General features: G+C 61.6%; 11 protein-coding genes. 3 read left to right on the top strand and 8 right to left on the bottom strand.

Translation table 11 applies throughout. From position 1 onward, the window contains the following. Window positions 1–15: 15 nt before the first annotated feature. The gene (locus ABID59_RS23240; protein WP_354034625.1) at window positions 16–1,122 is read left to right on the top strand and encodes an acyltransferase family protein; all 1,107 of its coding nucleotides are present in this window, start codon (window positions 16–18) and stop codon (window positions 1,120–1,122) included. Then, window positions 1,119–2,216: an acyltransferase family protein gene (locus tag ABID59_RS23235; protein WP_354084913.1), complete on the top strand. Its 1,098-nt coding sequence runs from the start codon at window positions 1,119–1,121 to the stop codon at window positions 2,214–2,216. Before ABID59_RS23240 ends, ABID59_RS23235 begins: the two co-directional genes overlap by 4 nt. A gap of 5 nt (window positions 2,217–2,221) precedes the next feature. On the opposite strand, the gene ABID59_RS23230 is transcribed toward ABID59_RS23235, so the two are convergent. The 4 genes from ABID59_RS23230 to ABID59_RS23215 all read right to left on the bottom strand — a co-directional run bounded on the left by ABID59_RS23230 (window position 2,222) and on the right by ABID59_RS23215 (window position 10,510). Next, a complete protein-coding gene (locus tag ABID59_RS23230) occupies window positions 2,222–3,568 on the bottom strand; it encodes an acyltransferase family protein (RefSeq protein ID WP_354084912.1) in 1,347 nt (448 codons plus the stop codon). 137 nt (window positions 3,569–3,705) lie between these two features. Beyond that, the gene (locus ABID59_RS23225; RefSeq protein ID WP_354084911.1) at window positions 3,706–4,806 is read right to left on the bottom strand and encodes an acyltransferase family protein; all 1,101 of its coding nucleotides are present in this window, start codon (window positions 4,804–4,806) and stop codon (window positions 3,706–3,708) included. Between the two features lie 189 nt (window positions 4,807–4,995). After that, window positions 4,996–9,123 carry a beta strand repeat-containing protein gene (locus ABID59_RS23220; protein WP_354084910.1) on the bottom strand — a complete coding sequence of 1,376 codons (4,128 nt, stop codon included), beginning with the start codon at window positions 9,121–9,123 and terminating at the stop codon, window positions 4,996–4,998. A 274-nt stretch (window positions 9,124–9,397) separates the two neighbouring features. Then, window positions 9,398–10,510: a glycosyltransferase gene (locus ABID59_RS23215; RefSeq protein WP_354084909.1), complete on the bottom strand. Its 1,113-nt coding sequence runs from the start codon at window positions 10,508–10,510 to the stop codon at window positions 9,398–9,400. A gap of 246 nt (window positions 10,511–10,756) precedes the next feature. Here ABID59_RS23215 and ABID59_RS23210 point away from each other — a divergent pair, with 246 nt between their 5' ends. Continuing rightward, a complete protein-coding gene (locus ABID59_RS23210) occupies window positions 10,757–11,857 on the top strand; it encodes a glycosyl hydrolase 53 family protein (RefSeq protein WP_354034613.1) in 1,101 nt (366 codons plus the stop codon). 74 nt (window positions 11,858–11,931) lie between these two features. On the opposite strand, the gene ABID59_RS23205 is transcribed toward ABID59_RS23210, so the two are convergent. The 4 genes from ABID59_RS23205 to ABID59_RS23190 form a co-directional block, all read right to left on the bottom strand. Continuing rightward, a complete protein-coding gene (locus ABID59_RS23205) occupies window positions 11,932–12,678 on the bottom strand; it encodes a hypothetical protein (RefSeq protein WP_354084908.1) in 747 nt (248 codons plus the stop codon). Between the two features lie 149 nt (window positions 12,679–12,827). Next, complete coding sequence (locus ABID59_RS23200) at window positions 12,828–14,270, bottom strand: oligosaccharide flippase family protein (RefSeq protein ID WP_354084907.1); 1,443 nt, start codon at window positions 14,268–14,270, stop codon at window positions 12,828–12,830. 182 nt (window positions 14,271–14,452) lie between these two features. Beyond that, window positions 14,453–15,865 (bottom strand): polysaccharide biosynthesis protein, encoded by a 1,413-nt coding sequence (locus ABID59_RS23195; RefSeq protein ID WP_354084906.1) that lies wholly within the window; start codon window positions 15,863–15,865, stop codon window positions 14,453–14,455. 3 nt (window positions 15,866–15,868) lie between these two features. After that, window positions 15,869–17,068 (bottom strand): glycosyltransferase family 4 protein, encoded by a 1,200-nt coding sequence (locus tag ABID59_RS23190; RefSeq protein WP_354034605.1) that lies wholly within the window; start codon window positions 17,066–17,068, stop codon window positions 15,869–15,871. Window positions 17,069–17,086: the final 18 nt, after the last annotated feature.

Raw genomic sequence — 17,086 nt, 5'->3', positions numbered from 1 at the left:
CAGGGAAGAATTGTGATGCATAAACGATTGGCATTCGTTGACACGCTTCGCGGCATCGCCGTGCTGTCGGTCGTGCTACAGCACGCGCTGGAGCAGATTGTGCTCAACCAGCCGACCGGAAGCTACTATTGGGCGTTTCACTATGCGCTCGGAGAGTATTTCAATTTCGGCCGCTTTGGCGTCGTGCTGTTCTTCTTCGTCAGCGGCTTCGTGATCCCCTACAGCTTTCCGAACAGCGCCGCACCGGTTCGGGATTTCGCCATCAGTCGCTTCTTCCGCCTTTATCCGGCGTACTGGCTGTCGCTCGTCGTCTTGTTGGTTCTCTCCCCGGTCGTCGAGGGAAAAAGCTTCCCGCTGTCGCACGTCGCGGCCAACGCGACCATGTTTCAGATGTTCATGGGCGTTCCCAACATCCGGATCGCCTATTGGACTCTAGCGGTGGAGCTGATCTTCTACATCACCTGTATTTTCTTGTTCGCGACCGGCTTTCTCACACGCCGCCTGACTGCGTTCCAGATTGTCATCGCGACGTGCGTCGTCGGCATCATCGCTTTCCCGGTCGTCAAGATTCATGCTGCGTGGGGCGTGCTCGAACTAGCCCTTGACTTGACTGCGATGTTCTTCGGCAAGGTGATCCGCGACGCCGTCATGGAAGGCAAGCTCAATTGGCGTCACGTCGGGATCTGCGCCGTCTTGTACGTGATCTTCGCTGCGGGCGTTGCGTACAGGCGTTACGGCGTCGACTACCAGGAGAATTTCTTCTGCGCTTACGGAATGGGGGCCGCCTACATTCTGGCAGCCTTCGTGTTCATTAGCTTCGCAGCTCTTGGCGAAAAGGCTGCTTGGAGCTTCATGTCGTTCGTCGGAACGATCAGTTTTTCGATCTATTTGATGGGATCGATTGCCATGATCGTGATCTTCTACTTCTTTGGCGTCGGCAATGGTCCCTTGCAGTGGCTCCTGTTTACAGGCGCCGTGGTCGCAGCTTCGATCCTCGTCAGCTGGGTGACCTATCTGGCCGTCGAAAAGCCCTGTATCAACTTCGGCCATCGGTTCAGATCGCCTCGGGCCTTTGCTTCCGTTCCGCTCCAGCCCTCCTTGCGAAGCCAGGGGGCAGAGTGACGGCGCCGGCGCACGCGTCGTCCTATGCCGAGGCCGGCGGCGGCTTTGTACCGTCCGTTCAGGGGCTTCGCGGCGTCGCCGCGTTGAGCGTCCTGATCGACCATTTTTGCGACATGCCGAAGGGAGGCGTCTACGACATCCCCGATCCCGGTTTTCTGCCGCCGATCTGGCCGTGGCTGCAATCGGTGATCAACTCCGGCGGGCATGGTGTCGAGCTGTTCTTCATGATCAGCGGCTTTCTGATCCCCGCCAGTCTGGTGCGGCACGGGTCAATCGGAAAGTTCATGTATGATCGCATCCTGCGCATCATGCCGGTGTTCGTCGTGCTGCATTTGGCTTTGTTCGTGGCCGGCCCCATCGTTGGATACAAGTTCTTCCGGGGCATCGATCTGCCGACCTACCTCCAGGTGTTCTTCGCCAACCTGTTCTTCGTGCAGGACGCGATCGGGCTTCCGATCGCCCAGCAAAACGCCTGGACGCTGACCTACGAATGGGCCTTCTATTTCCTGTTCGCGTTGTGCTTCGGTGCCGTGGTACGGCTGAAGAGCTGGTGGCTTGCGGCGCCACTGATCCTTCTCGGGTTCCTCTGCATCCTGCAATGGCCGATTACCGCCTTCTTCGTGATTGGCATGCTGTTCAGCGCGAGCAATTTGCGCTTTCGGATTACGGGGGCAGTGGGCGTCATGGCCGGGCTCACTTGTTTTGCCGCCATGTATGCCGCACTCGACGTGCTGCATCCGTTTGCTGCGCTGATCCCGGGCTTTCTGCTGTTCGGAATGGTGCTAGCGACGGGATCGGGGATGGCCGGCTTGTTGAGTTTGGCGCCGCTGCAATATATGGGCAAGATCAGCTACAGCCTCTATCTCGTTCACCCCTTCGTGCTGTTTCCGTTGCAGGTCATCGGATTGAAGCTGGTCGATCGCGGCGTCGATCGCTGGCTACTGTGGAGCGGGTTCGTGATTTTCGGGCTCGCGCTCGCCTTGATCGCGAGCGCGCTCAGCTACGAGATCATTGAAGTACGCTTGCGCCGGATCATCGACGGGACGCTCCGGCACATCTTCGCGCGGAAAATGGCCCAGAGCCCGGCGGCCTGATCGCGTTAGGCCGGCCTCTGGTAGAACCGGCGCAGCCGCAGCGCCGGCTTTTCGATGAAGTTCCAGGAGAAAGCCGCAAAGCCGAGCGTCAGCACGATGACAATCGGCAGGATCATCGTCAGCGAGAGGCGGTGATCCGGCCCCAGCACGCGCTGGAAGATGTCGATCGTCGCCTGCGTGATCGGGAAGCCGTAGAGGTAGATGCCGTAGGAGAGATCCTGGCTGAACAATCGATCGAATGCCTTGAAGCTCTGCATGCCGATATAGACCGTGCAATAGGTCAGGAAGATCCCGGCAAGCGGCAGCAGGACGTTGAGCCACATGATCGCCGCGTAGCAGAGCGCCGACGCAGCAAAGATCGCCCAGTGGATCGGCACGTATTTCGCGTGCAGGCGGAACACCATGCCGAAGAAGAACATGAAGACGAGGTACCAGCCGGCCAACCTCGTCGAATCGGACCGGACGTTGAAGGTCGCGGAATCGACGAAGTAAGCGACCAGCTCGGCGAGGAGCGCTGCGCCCACCAGAAGCGTGATCCAGCGGATCTTTCGCGCCTCACCGGAGATCATGCGCGCAAGCAGGAGCGCGAAGGCGAAGACGTAGCACCAGAGCTCCCAGGGCAGGGTCCAGAGATTGGCATTGACCATCTCCGGCCAGGGATTGTGCAGGAACAGGCCCGGCAGCTCGAACGTGACGTGACCGACGATGTTGCCGAAATAGCGGTAGAACTGGTACTCGGACAGATATTGCGACAGCGGCAATTGCGTCAGCAGCGGTCCGACCACGAGCGCGCAGAGCGTCACCTCGACGCTGAGCGCCGGGATGATCCGCAACACGCGGTTGACGAAGAACGTCTTGAGATCCGGGTTCTTGATGGCGCTGCCGGTGACCAGGAAGCCGCTCAGCGCGAAGAACATCCCGACGAGCGCGATCAGCCCGGGTCGGAGCAGTTCCTGGACGATCTCGGACGCATGGAGGTGGCTGAAGGACAGCGCGGTCAGTCCTCCCATCTTGTCAAAGGCGGCGGCGCCGGGATCCCTGAGAACGTAGACGGCCATTCCCGGTTCATCGAGCTTTTTGACGAAGGCGGCCCCGGCGAACAGGCCGGCGACAGCGACTCTGCAATGATGCGACAGGATGACCAGCGACAGCAGGTGCCGCATCATGTTGAAGCCCGGTCCGAGACCCTTGTTCCTCGCCAGAATGCTTTCCGCGGTCTCCTGCCGCGCCAGGCCAGTCTGGATGGTGTCCGGCAGCCGCCAGAGGCGCGTCGGAGCGGTGGGGCGCTTGCGGCCGAGTGCGCCCGGCAACGAAACGGTCGCGAGCTCTGCGTCTCGATCCGGTTGCGACATTCTCGTCAGCCTTTCGTGCGCCTGTTTTGGCGGCATCAGCGGATGCCACGGAGTTGAAGCCAATTCATGGCCGTGAGGCCGCCTTGGCATAGGCTTGGCATAGCATCGAATTGCGGCGTTCGCCCGATCGATCGCCGCTATGCGATAATCGAACGGCGGCGTCCGAGCCTGCGGCAATAGGCAATGAGCGGTTGCTCGACATACCAATGAATCAGGATCCCGGCGAGGACCGATGCGACCACGGCTGCCATGACGAACAGCGCGGACGGCAATGGATTGTGGAGACGCGCGGATATCTGAATCAGCACGACCGCGGTCGCGGCGTGGGTGAGATAGATTGAATAGGAGGCGTCGCCGAGCAGCATGCCGAGGGAATGCAGCGGTCCCGGCTTCTCGGTCGAGACGACGCCCAGCCAGACGACGATTGTCGCGAACAGCGTCCACCACAGGGCGCGGAGGCCGTTGTCTTCCGACAGTGTCGCCCCGACAAGAGCGGTTGCCAGGATGGTCGCAGCGAGTGTGAGCAGGAACGCCGCCGGGAATCGACTTTGCACGAGGGGATTCCCCTTCAGCCACAGCAGACCCAGCGCAAACCCCATGCCGAACTGGAGGTTTGGCATCATGATGTTGCCGTAACCAACCACGGTCGCAAGCGCGAGCCCCGAACTTTCCGGCTGCAGCAGTTCCGGCCACGCCAGCAGGTGAGACGCCGCGTGCCACGCCAGCGGCGCAAGGAACCAGGCGGCGAGCACATATGAAAGAGGGCGCGGCCGCAACATGGTGATCGCGAACAGGATGTAGAAAATGAACTCATGCCTGAGCGTCCAGACCACGTGGGGCCGCAGCTCTCCGATCGGCCACAGCGCCATGGCTCGCAGGCCGGGCAGAAGATCGATCCTTGCCGTGCCGGCCATCGACAGCAGGTTGTATCCGATCACGCAGACCCACATGAAGGGAATGATGCGCACGAAGCGCCGGACGAAGAATTCCGCGCGCGTGTTGCGGATCGGGCCGAATGAAACAATCGTGATGATAAAGCCGCTGATGACGAAGAAGATCGCGACGCCGAACAGGCCGGTTTCGGCGAGCGCAAACGGGCTCTCGCCGTAAGACGGCGGCAGGCTGACCAGCCAGTTGACGTGCCAGATCACCACCAGAATGGCTGCAAAACCGCGCAGGTATTGAATTCCCGGTACGATCCCGCCCTTGGGGGAGCGTGCACCCTCGATGTCGGTCAATGTCGCCTCAATGCCGCGCTGGTGCTCGATTTTACCGATCGCATCCGCGATCGGTCAAATCCTGATTTTTGGCGCGATGATGATGGATGAGGCAATGCTGCAGCGATAAGGCGGCCACATGCGGGCGTGCCGCCGATCCCGGGTTGCGTGCGGCGAGGCCGAGGCCCGCCGCACGCAATTCCGGCTCGCTCAGACGAACAGGAAGTCGTTGCTGGTCACGTTCGCGGCGACGACGCTCTTCAGCAGGATGGTGTCGTTCGCCGTGACGTGGATCACGGTATCGGCACCGGACTGGCTGAGCTGGAGATGGCTGTAGTCTGTGGCCATCAGCTTGGCGATCGCGACCGTGTCGTGACCGGTTGCCGAACCGGCGTGGAAGCCGTTCACCGTGTCGTTGCCGCCGCTGAACGAGATCGTGGTCGATCCGACGCCGGCCGCAGCAAAGGTGTCGTTTCCGGCGCTGCCGGCAAGCGTGATGCCCGCGACCTTGGCCGACGAATTGTGCGTGCCGTCCGAGTTCAGGATGTCGACATAGGCCAAATTGCCGGCCGTGTTGTAGGAGTCGTGCTCCGTGTTGGTCGCGTTGAAGTAGAAATTGTCGTGCGACCCGTCGGCGTTGTTGACGTACATCTTTGCCTTGACGCCGTCCGTGTAAACGGTCGTCGCGTTCGAGCCGTCGGTGTTCTGGACGTAGTCGCTGGCAATCTTGCCGCTCGAATAGGTCTGGGTGTCCTTCGAGCCGTCGGCATTGGTGATGTAGACCGACGTCTTCACGCCGCTGCTGAAGTTGGTCGTCGTGGTATTGCCGGACGCCTTCGCCACCGTCTGAGTCACGCTGCCGGTCGTATCGTAGGTGGACGACAGGGTCGAGCCGTCGGTGTAGTTCTGCACCTCGGTCGCCTTGTGACCGGTCGAGTCGTACAGATCCGTCGTGATGCTGCCGTCCGAATTGACGACCTTGGTGTATTGCAGGGTGCCGTCGGCGTGCAGGTCGGTGATCGACGTGATGGTGCCGTCCGCCTTGCTCTGCTGGATCTCGGTCGTGTAGGCCTTGCCGGTCACATTGTAAGCAGTGTTGGTGTGCGTGCCGTCGGCATGGGTTTCGTAGGTCGCGGTCTTGATGTCGTTGCTGTAGACCGTCGTCGACGACGAGCCGTCGGTCTTCTGGATCAGCGTGCTGGTCAGGTGGCCGGCCGTGTAGAGGTCGGACTCCTTCGAGCCGTCGGCGTTGGTGATGTAGACCGACGTCTTGACGCCGCTGCTGTAGTTGGTCGTCGTGGCGTTGCCGCTGTCCTTCGCCACCGTCTGCGTGACGTTTCCTGCGGTATCGTAGGTGGACGTCAGCGTCGAGCCGTCAGCGCTGTTCAGGACCTCGGTCGTCTTGTGACCGGCACTGTCATACTGGTCGGTGGTAACGCTGCCGTCGGAGTTGACGACCTTGCTGTACTGCAGGGTGCCGTCTGCGTGGAGGTCGGTGATCGCCGTGATGGTGCCGTCGGCCTTGATCTTCTGAATCTCGGTCGTATAGGCCTGGCCGGTGATGTTGTAGAAGGTGTTGGTGTGGGTGCCGTCGGCGTTGGTGACATACACCTTCGATTTCACGCCGCTGGCGAACACCGTCATGGTCGACGACCCGTCGGTCTTCTGAACGAGATCGCTGGCGATCGCGCCGGCAGCGAACAGCTTGGTTTCCTTGGTGCCGTCGGCGCTGGTGATGTAGATCGAGGTCTGGACGCCGGCGCTGAGGTTCGTCGTCGTGGTGGTGCCGTCGGTTGCCTTGGACACGGTCTGTGTTGCGACGCCTGAAGTATTGTAGGTCGTCGTGAGGCTCGATCCGTCAGCGTAGTTGCGCACCTCCGTGATCTTCTGGCCGGCGGTGTTGTAGAGGCCGGTGGTGGCGCTGCCGTCCGCGTTCAGGACCTTGGTATACTGCGTCGTGCCGTCGGCGTGCAGCTGAGTGAGAGCGGTCACCGTTCCGTCGGCCTTGGTGGTCTGGATCTGCGTCGTGTAGGCTTGGCCGGTGATGTTGTAGAATGTGTTGGTATGGGTGCCGTCGGCGTTGGTGACATACACCTTGGATTTGACGCCGTTGGCATAGACCGTCGTCGTCGACGATCCGTCAGTATTCTGGACGAAATCGCTTGCGATCACGCCGGCCGCGAACAGCTTGGTTTCCTTGGTGCCGTCGGCGTTGGTAATGTAGATCGACGTCTGCACGCCGGCGCTGAGGTTGGTCGTGGTCGTGGCGCCGTTGGCAGCCTTGGCGATGGTCTGGGTCACGACGCCCGAGGTGTTGTAGTTCGTCGTCAGGCTCGAGCCGTCGGCATAGTTGCGTACTTCCGACGTCTTCTGGCCGGCGGCGTTGTAGAGGCCGGTGGTGGTGCTGCCGTCGGCGTTGACCACCTTCGTGTACTGGGTCGTACCGTCGGCGTGCAGGTCGGTGATCGACGTGACCGTTCCGTCGGCCTTTGTCGTCAGAATCTGGGTTGCGTAGGCCTGGCCGGTGACGCCGTAGAACGTGTTGGTGTGCGTTCCATCGGCATTGGTCACATAGACTTTGGATTTCAATCCATTAGCGTAAATGGTGGTCGTGACCGTCTTGTCGGAGCCGACAACCGTTTCGCTCGAGATGCTGCCGTCCGAATTGTAGTTGATGGTCTGCTTCGCGCCGTTTGCGCTGACGATCGCTTCCTGCGTCTTGACGCCGGCCGCGTACAGGATCGTGTCGCTGCTCCCGTCAACGTTGACGAGCGATTTGCTGGTGATGACGCCGTTAGAGAAGTTCGACGTCTGCGTCCCCGTCTGCGTGCCGGCTGCGTTGAAGAACTTCGTCTCACTCCAGGCCGTCGTGGAGGTTGTGACGGAGAACGAGTAGCCGCCCTGGATCGCCGCGAGCGCGTTTCCGTAGTGCGAGATGATGTAGTTCATCGTCGACACCGACGCGACGGCGAGCACGTGGGTGTCCGTCAGCGTGATCGACTGCAGGGTGGTGGATGCGGAGAGATCGGCGAGCTCCGCGACAATCGTGGCGGCGGTGCCGGTGACGTCGGTGGCCTGGGAAGGATTCGACGCCGATCGAGCCACGCCGTCGATCTCGATGATGATGGGATGGTCGCTCACTGGAATCGTGAATGAGCTGACATTGGCGAAGGTCTCGATCGGGTCGGTTCCGCCGGTCGGATCGTAGACCTTGATGGACTGGTGCACGCCGTCGAGCTGAACCGTGACGGTCTGGCTCGGATTGCTGATCTCGGTCTTGGTGTACGGATCCCAGACCTTCGGCTCGGCCCAGACGACCAGATCGTAGGCGCCGTTGCTCTTGCCGAGCACCAGGCTGTTGCCGGACTCCGGCATGTTGCTGAGCGTATAGCTCAGCGGGCTGGTCGGCTGGCCGCTGCCGCTTCCGTCGTCGTTGAGGATCGTCGTCAGGTTATGGACCGCGGTGGCAGCCAGCTTGGGCGTGCCGTCGTCATAGAACAGTCCGAAATGGCTCTGCGGATCGGTATTGCTGCTCGACGAATTGCGGTCGAGCAGTTCGTAGAGATAAGTCGTGCCGACACCGTCCTTGAAGGCGTCCATCAAGGTGTTGAGGATCGACTTCGCCTGAACCGACTCGTTCACGCCGAGATACGGCGTGGTGCTCAACGTGGAGTAGCCGGTTTCCGTGATCACCGAGGGATCGCCGGGAGACACGGAGCTCGCGAGATTCAACGCCGCTGCCAGTGCAACCCCCGGCGTGGTGCCGGTGCTGACATAGGCGTGTGAGTTGGCGTAGTCCGAGGACGAGCCGAGATTGCCGAGCTTGGCGAAATCGTTGGGGTCGTCGTAGGCGAGGGTCAGATTGTAGACCGGAAGCTTCGAAAGGTTCGCGTCGGCCTTGATCGCGGTGTAGAGCGCCTGCTGAAATTGCGCAGCCGCCTGGATCGTCGAGCTGCCGTTGTAGCTGAACGCCTGGAGATTGGCCTCGTTCAGGCCTTCGAGCGCGATGACGCTGCCCGGGTGTGCCGCCTCGAACGCGTCGAGCGCGTTGATATATTGCTGCAGGCCAGCTGCGCCCGCTGCCGGGACCGACGATGAAACGCCGAGATCGAACTTGTATCCAGCGTTCGCCAAACCGTCGAGCACCGGCTGTGCTCCCGGGATATTCGTCAAGCTGTCACGAAGCGTGGTGACGCCGAGATATTTGAGGTCGGCTTCGACGAGTGCGAGATTGTTGTAGCTGCCCCACGCATATGAGACGTGCGTGTTGACGCCGATTGAACTTGTGAATGCGCTTGCCGAGAGAACAGTTTGATCGCTGCTGGTGATGGTCGTCATGAGTCACTCTGGTGATGCACGCTGTGTTGCTTCATGCGTAGCGGCAGAGTTTGTCAGTGACGTTAGAAAGAAGGCTAAAGATGTAGGTATCCGCGGCTTTTCGCGGGACGAACTGCAAGTATTTTCAGCACATTGCGCGACACTGCTTGTTCCGCACGGGAACTCGCCGCGATTGCCCAATTGCGATTCACTATTGGCCCGTTGTTCTACGGAATGTTCCATGAGAGCGACGTGAATCGAATCGTTTGCGCAAACGAAAATGATTCGTCGCGCGCTAACGCGCGGACGTGGTGCTCGATGGTGATGCGCCGGGCAATTGATACTCGGTCCGCCAACCGAGTCGCTGGGCATCGCCGTCGGCGATGGCTTCGAGCAGCGGACGAAGCGCCTTTCTGGCGGCATTAAGATTTCGATAAGCCAGGATGGCCTCGATCGCGAGCAGGCCGACGTAGCTCGTTCGGTTGATACGATAGACAATCGGGGAGGTCGTATACCGTTTCTCAATCAAGATCCGGTTCCGGCAGGCATAATAGAGCCGCCACGCCGGCGCGTCGGGGCTGACGAGCGCGCTTCGCGCGCTGGTGCTCGGCTTCGTGTCCCAGGATTCTTCCGCGTCGTTGATGCAACCGACATCGGTCAGATAGATGGCAACGCCGGCGTCCATCAGGCGCAGCGAGTAGTCGTGGTCGTCACTATAGAGGACGAACTCCTTGTTCGGAGGCGAGACCTTCCGAACCGCGGCAATCGGCAGCAGGAGCCCGCCATACGGAGCGGTCTCGATCCGGCGCAGATGAAACCCTCCGTAATTCTCCGGAACTCGCCGCGCGGAACGCGCCAACCGCCGCCACAGTTTCGACGGAAGCGAGGCGAGATGAAAGTTCAGGAACGAGTTGGCGCGGATGGCCACGGCATTCTGATCGGCGAGCAACGTCGGATAGATGCCCCGATGCCTGCGCAATGCGCACAGCCCGATATCGTCCGTCGCGCCAAGTGCCGTATGCAGCGCGAGCAAGCGGTCCAGGAAGCCGTCCTCGCCGACATTATCGTCGTCCAGAATGAGGACGAACCCCAAGTCGTCGTCCTCGAGCCGCTGGGCGGCGGTGATGCCGGCGTGAAAGCCGCCGGCCGATCCCAGATTTGAGGCGAGCCTGATGACATCGACGGGGGGCTTGGTTGCGAAATCGTCAAGCATCACCGGCCGGTTGCATCCATTGTCGACCACGATCACACGTTTGACCGCGGGGCTGGCCTGAACGGCGGCAACGGTTCGCCGCACCAGCTGCTCGCGTCGCCCGTAAGTCACGATCACACATGCGACCGAGCGCCCCGCTTCGGTCGAGCGATTGAGGACGATCTGCGGCTTCGATTCGAGGGGAGCGTTCGACAATTTACTCTCGCTTGGCGTTAAGTCGTTCCATCCGGGCGACATTATAGATACTCAGTCGAATTGGAACGGCAATTCCTCCGGCAATTTTCGCCACAAAAGCGTGCAAACGTGTCGTTCGCTCCGGCAGCGGCGGCGCTTCGCCGGTGAGAGTCTATTGTGATCATATTGTGAAGGTCGGTCGCGCAGATGCAGGTGATGATGGATCGGAAACGGATGCATGCAGTGTCTCGGGCGCACGGAGGCGCAATGTTCCTGGCAATGAAGAGAGTGGTTCTGGCCGCGCTGTTGCTGGCACTCGGTCTGGTGGCATCCGTCGAGAATGCCGGTGCAGGTCCGCTCACCTGGGGGGTCGACGGCCCGGACGGACGGCGCGCAGACCTGAAGGCGATCTTCGAGGTCATGCGAGCCCGCGGGCTCACGCAGTATAGGGTCAGTGCAAATCTCGCGCGGGACACCGATCCCTACGAGGTCCAGATGTACCGGGACATGCTGGCGCTGGCCAAGACCTACGGCATCACGCTCAAGCCGATATTGGCGACCCCGTTTGCCTGGGGGGATCGCACCGATGGCGGCAAGTATCCGGCCGGCGACTGGAATGCGCTGTATCAGCAGGCCTATTCGAGAACCTACACCTTCGTGATCAATTTCAAGGATCAGATCAAGGACTGGGAGATGGGCAACGAGATCAACCTTCTGGCGCTGGATCCCGCCGGCAAGAAGCTCTACGGCCGCGGCTGGACCGCCGAGGAATTCGACATGCCGGTCATGAATGACTGGGTCGCGATCCTCAAAGGCATGTCGGATGCGATCGACAAGATCAATCGCGAGCACGGGCTGCATTTGCGGCGCGTGCTCAACACCACCTCGACGATGTTCGGCTTCCTCGATTTCATGGCGTCGAAGGGTGTCGGATTCGACGTCATCTCCTACCACTATTATGAATCCCTGAATCAGAATCCAAACCGCGCCTGGGGCGGCAGCAGGCAGCCCTACAATCTGTTCAAGAAGCTCGCGACGTATGGCAAGCCGGTCGTCTTCAATGAGGTCAATTGCGCGGAGATCTACAAGCCGGCCTATGAGAACGAAGCCGGCAAACCCCTCACCGAGGCGTGCTACAAGAGCCTGCACGCCACGTTGAGCTTCATCGCCAATCAGGTCGATGCCAACGTCGAGAGCGTGCTGATCTACGAGTTGTTCGATGAGCCGAAGAAGGCGCCGCCGGAAAACCGCTTCGGCCTGATGTACGACCTCAACACACCGAAGGTCCCGCTCTATATGCTGTCACGGTTTGCAGGAAAGAACCTGGCGCCGCACGAGGCGGAGGAGCTGACCAAGCGAGGAATGTAGGCGCGGCAAGAGCCGCACCCAAGAGCCGCGTCCAGGAGCCGCGTCCAAGAGCCGCGTCAATGGCAACATTCGGCCTAGATCCAGAGCCACGGGCAAACGGTGTCCAGTGCGACCCGGATGTAGAACTTCCAGATGTTGTCGGTTGCATATCCCTTGTTGTCGAGGCCGCGGATGCCGCTGACGAGCGGCACCGTCCGGAACCGCGGAACGAATTTTGACGTTTTCGGTGTCGCCTCGAAATCGTCGCGCAGCGCCTTTTCGGGAAACGCGGCGGCGGGAGAGTCCTCGTAGAGCTTGCATCTGCCCTGGAGATATTGGCGATAACCCGCAGTGGTCCACGCCATCATGTACATGTCGACCACCCTCTTGGGGTAGTTCCGCATGTTGCAGTAGAAAGCGAACCCTTTCGGGGTCTTCCGGATCAGCTTGGCGAGATTCAGGACGATGTAGCGGCCGGTGACCTTCCAGATCGGGGTGTTGGCATCGCATTCCCTGATGAAGCGCGAATTCGCCATCGCGTGGTCGAGCAGGAACAGCTCGCCGTAGCCGCGGCCGTACATCTGGGGATAGTCGAGCCCCGGAAAGGAAATGAACTCGATCTTGTCGGCGATGTTCAACTGCTCGGCGATGGCCTGGAGACTGGACAAGTCGGATTCCGAGTTCTCGACGAAGACGATCTGGTCGATGCACTGGCCGACCAGCCGGCCGTAGAACCAGAGCGCATCCTCATAGTCCTTGCGGCGGAGGGCGGGATCTTTCCGGCCGAGGCTTCGCACGTCGGCTTTCGGCGTGATGGTCGCCGTCATGATCAGGATATTCATGGGTCCTTTCGATGTCATCTCATCAATCCCTCGCGGTCCGGCGCGAGACGTTGCGGCAATGCTGTCGATGGCTCGTCGAAGTCTTGCAGGTTTGTCCGATGGTGTGAAGGGTTCCAGGCCGTTCGCGCGCGCGGCCATCGAGCGGATGGCTAGATGGCAGCGACGCGCTCCTTGTTCAGTTCGAGATCGCGCAGGCCGAGCAGGCTTCGTGCCAGCTGGCGATGAAACAGCAGGTAGCTGATCGCGATCGTCAGGACGTATGCGGTCGTGCCAAGCAGCCAGGCTGACTTCGGCGTGGCGGCCATCTCCATGACGCGATTTGCGGCAACGAGGCCGAGCGTCGTGGCGACCGTTGCGGGCGCGAGCGCCTTGACCAGATCGAGCACCGGCAGCCTGGTTTCCCAGCAGGTGATCAGCATCGTGGCGACGGACACGATGAGCGTCACCGCAAGATAGATCTTGATGATTCCGATGAGCCCAAATCTCAGGCCGATGACGAACGCCACGATGGTCGAGATGCTGTTCGCGGTCGAAACCCAGAATTGCAGCTGAGCCTTGCCCCGCGACAGCAGCATGGCGCCGCTATAAGCGGTGATCGACTGCGCTGCGCCGGCAATCGACATCAGCCCGACCAGCGGAATGATGCCGGTCCACTTGGCCGGAAAGAACGCGGTGAAAAGATAGTCGGCGCCGAACGTGAGATAGAGCATGCCGGGAAAGACCGCGGCGGCCGTCAGCGACAGCACGCCGCAAATGATCTCGTTGCGTTCCTGCAGCGATCCTTTTGCGGCCTGGCGGCTGAGTGTCGCCATGAGCACGCCGCTGCCAGGCCAGGTGATCACCATCAGCGGAAGGATCATGATCTGGTAAGCCAGACCGTACAGACCGACGGCGGCCGCTCCCACGGCACCGCCGATCAGGACGTTGCCAACCGCGCGACCGGCAAAGTTGAGCAGATTGCTCGCCAGCACCCAGCCGCCGAAGGTCAGGATCGAGCGCACGCGGCCCCATTGAAAGTTGAGCTGCACATCCTTTCGCGCGATGATGGCGAAGGCCGCGGCGCGAACGATCTGGACGACGACATAGTAGGCGACCAGCGCCCAGACGCCCCAGCCCAGGAAGGCGCCCAGAACGCATATGAGCACCGACACGATGACGGCGATGATCTCGACGCTCGCCACGACCTGGTAGCGCAGGTGCCGTTCGAGCACGGCACGCGGGCCGAGAGCGGCAATGGAGAGCACCACCGAAATCGACAGCGTGGCGAGAACGCTTCCCAATCCCTCCATCTCGAGACCGGCAGCGAGAGGCGCGGAGATGACCGCCAGGATCACGGCGCAGAGCAAGCCGATGGCGCAGATCAGCGTGATCGCGGCACCCGCGTCGTCCCGATCCAGCGTCGGCCGCTGCACCATGGCGCTCGACATGCCCAGATCGGTTAACAGCGCGATGAATCCGACGAACGGCAGTGAAAAGGTGACGAGACCGAATTCGGCCGGTGCGGCGAAATACGTCATCATGACGGTCATCGCGAACTGCAGGCCGGATTTGAGAACGTTCATGCCGGACATCGACAGCAGATTTTTCAGCATTACGTCGATCTCCGGGCGCCACGGGATGACGCCCACTCAGGTTCCATACGGCCCAGCCCTGCACCCGCGCGTTTATCTCGCACATGCACAACTGGCAAGACAAGCAATCGGGCAGCAGGCATTGCCAAGTTGTTGGGCAGGCCATTTTTCATTCTGGGCAGCATCGCGGCGTCACGCCGTCGTTACACATCCGATCGGGATGCGCCGGCAGCCTCGAGGAAGCGCCCCTTCCACGCGAGGAGTGCGACGATGGCGGTTGCGGCCGCAATCTTCGCAACCAGCGCAATCGCGGACGCCGAGGGCACGGCCGAAAATGCGCCGATGAAGGCGGCGCCTGCGATGGATGTCGCCAGCAGCCCCCATCGCGGCGCTGCGCCGAACCGCACCATTGGTCCCGCCGCGAGCACGATGACGATCGCAGTTGCGACGATCGCACCGACCAGGACATAGGTCGGCGCTCCTGTGATCGCCTGCGTCGGCACCGCCACCGCCAGGACGAGCAACAATTGGCACAGGGCGACGACGACGAGGCGCGTGGCGGACTTCGTCAAATGGGGTGCGATCGCGAGCGTGGATTGCAGATGGCAGTGCATGAAATAGAAGCCGGCTGCGGCCGCCGAGGTCTGGAGAAAGCTTGCCAGGATGGGCGCGGGGACGAACAATTGTCCCGCGTCCGGCAGAAAGCCGATCAGGCCTCCAAGCATCACCAACGTGGCGCAGATGATGAAATCGAGCAGATGCGCGACGGCGGCGCGGGAGTCGCCGGCACTGCCGCGCTCGTATTGATGGACGACTTCGGGATAGTTGACGGTGTGGATGGCCGCGACCAGCACTGCAAACGGCCGCTGCAGCAGGTCGATCGCCATCGAGAAGCCCGCGGTGACCGCGGGAGCGCTCGCACCCAGCGCTGAAACGACGACGAAGCGTATCGAGACCGGGACGGAGAGGTGGAGCACCGAGGCGCCGGCGGCGAGCATCCCGTAGCGAGCGAAGCCGCTCCAATCCTCCAGCAGGGCCGGACGCGTCACTTTCTGAAGTTTGTGGGGATGCAGCAACTGCCCGGCGATCAGGCTGGCGATTTGGGCGCCCAGCATGCCGAGCAGCGCCGCGTCCGCCGTGCCGTGGAGCCACGCGCCGGCCGTCGCGCCGCCCACCATCAGCGTGGCTCTCAGAATGAGGAGAAACGCGGCTGCGCCAAGCCGGTGCGAGACGCGGACGACCATGAAGTGGAGATCGGTCGCGCCTTGGGCTACGGCCAGTGCAAGGCCGACCAAGCCTATGCTCGTGGCGATCGGAGTCGCGATCGAAACGGCGAGGCCCCCGATCGCCAGAAGTGCGAGCGCGCTGGCGAGCGCGGCGCCGAACAGGGAAGATCTCAGTCGCGCGGCGTCGTCCTGCACGGCGGCGGCCAGAAAGCGCACGCCGGCCAATTGCAGCCATTCGAACATCAGCACGCTGAGCAGCTGACTGGAGGCGAGCGTGAGGGAGAAATTGGCGTAAGCGAGCGGCGAGAGGATACGGCCGAGCAGAAAGATGAGGATGATCGCCGCCGCACTCTGGTAGACGACCCCGACAAGCGCGAACAGACGGGTCATGGGCTATTGCTTGTGCCGGCTCAGGAGCTCGAAGGCGTCGCGATATTCGGCGATGACGTCGGTGAATGTCCGATGGTCGTTCTTCTCGGCGAGCTCGTCGACCATCGCCGCCAGCTCCTCGGGATTCGACATGATGCGCAGAATGCTGTCCGCGAGCGACTTCGGGTCGGGCGCGGTCAACCAGCCGACGGCACCGCGCCTCACGGCCTCGGGAATCCCCCCGAATTGCGTCCCGAGGAAAGGCTTTCGCGCCGCTTGGGCGTCGGCGACGACGAGCGGACCCGGCTCCTCCCAGATCGGCGGAATCACGACGACGTCGATCTGGCTGTAGAACGTCTCGGGCTCGACGAAGCCGAGAAATTCGATGCTCGCCTTCGGCGCCAAGGTCCTGAGCTCGTCCTGCATCTCCGCCTCTGCGACACCCGCGATGACAAGGCGCACCCGGTCATGGGGAAGATAGGCCAACGCCTTGACGAGATTGTAGATGCCTTTTTCTTCGGTCACACGGCCGATGAATCCGAGGGTCAGGACGGGACCCGCGGAATACTTCGAAGGCGCGGAGACCGGTACCGTCGATGCGTGGGGGATGATCTTGCGCAGCTGCGTATCGGCGAACAGGCCCGCCTCCAGATGGATGTCGAGGATGCGCTGGCTCACGCCGACGACGCCGCGCAGATATCTGGTTGCGCTTCGGCGGTTGATGGTCAGCAGCCTGCAGCTCATGCAGGTATGCTCGCAGGCCTTCCCCTTCGAGAAGCGCGAGCACCGCGGGCAGGTGAGGTAGTAGTCGTGCAATGTGTGGAGCACCGGCACATTGAGCTCGGCCGCTGTCTTCCACACCGCCGTGGTGAGGCCCGAGAGGTTGTTCGAGTGCAGCACGTCGGGCTTGAATGCCTTGATCCTGTCGGCAACAAGTTCGGCGCTTTGACGCCAGTCCTCCGTCGCGTGCCACAATCCGCGCGCAGGCGCGCTTCGCTGTCCGGTGAAGGGCCGGTAGATGTTCTTGACCGGCGCCGAATACACGTCGATGCCGTTGCTTGTCTCCATCGCCTGCTCAGGAAGCGAGGCGGCGCGAACGACTTCGACTTCATCGCCATTCTTCAGAAGGCCGTCGGCAACGCGGCGCACGAATATCTCGGCCCCGCCGACCACCTTCGGTGCGCCCGGTGTCGGGTACAGTGACGATGTGATCAATATCCTCATGGGAAGGATCTCATCCAA

Source organism: Bradyrhizobium sp. S3.3.6, from assembly GCF_040546905.1.
GTDB classification, from domain to species: Bacteria; Pseudomonadota; Alphaproteobacteria; order Rhizobiales; family Xanthobacteraceae; genus Bradyrhizobium; species Bradyrhizobium cytisi.
The sequence above is the reverse complement of the archived record's forward strand: the minus strand, read 5'-3'. Positions and strand labels throughout refer to the sequence as shown.